General features: G+C 57.3%; 1 protein-coding gene. It reads left to right on the top strand.

Annotation, left to right across the window (positions count from 1 at the left end):
- Positions 1-953 (top strand): tandem-95 repeat protein (locus tag ACR52_RS28890; RefSeq protein ID WP_048731876.1); only part of this gene is annotated, 953 nt, incomplete at both ends.

Consider the following 953-nt stretch of genomic DNA (forward strand, 5'->3'; position numbering starts at 1 on the left):
AAGTCAAACTGAGCGCGACCGACGTAGACGGCCTGGCGAACGTGAAATCGTTCACCGTCGGCACGCCTACCAACGGCACGTTCTACACCGATGCTGCCATGACCAAACCGGTTACTGGCGCTATTGATGCTACCAACAGTGAGGCGACGCTGTACTTCAAGCCGAACACCAACTTCAACGGCACCGCGAACTTCACGTACACCGCGACTGACAGCGGCAATGCTGATGGCACTAACCCGCTTACCTCGGCGCCAGCTAACGGCACTATCACCGTGACTGCGGTCAACGATGCGCCGGAAGCTGTGGCAACTACTGCCACCGGTTCGGAAGATCCGGTTCAAGGTATTGAAGTTAAGCTTTCGGCTACTGACGTAGACGGCCTGGCGAACGTTAAGTCGTTCACCGTCAGCGAGCCTACCAACGGCACGTTCTTCACCGATGCCGCCATGACCAAGCCGGTTACTGGCGCTATCGATGCAACCAACGGCGAAGCCACGCTGTACTTCAAGCCGAATACTAATTTCAACGGCACGGCTAACTTCACGTACACCGCGACTGACAGCGGCAATGCTGATGGCACTAACCCGCTTACCTCGGCGCCAGCTAACGGCACTATCACCGTGACTGCGGTCAACGATGCACCGGAAGCTGTGGCAACTACTGCCACCGGTTCGGAAGATCCGGTTCAAGGTATTGAAGTTAAGCTTTCGGCTACTGACGTAGACGGCCTGGCGAACGTTAAGTCGTTCACCGTCAGCGAGCCTACCAACGGCACGTTCTTCACCGATGCCGCCATGACCAAGCCGGTTACTGGCGCCATCGATGCAACCAACGGCGAAGCGACGCTGTACTTCAAGCCAAACACCAATTTCAACGGTACCGCGAACTTCACCTACACCGCCACCGACAGCGGCAATGCTGACGGCACTAACCCGCTGACCTCGGCTCCAGCT

Origin of the sequence: Pseudomonas fildesensis (genome assembly GCF_001050345.1) — a bacterium.
Taxonomy (GTDB): Bacteria; Pseudomonadota; Gammaproteobacteria; order Pseudomonadales; family Pseudomonadaceae; genus Aquipseudomonas; species Aquipseudomonas fildesensis.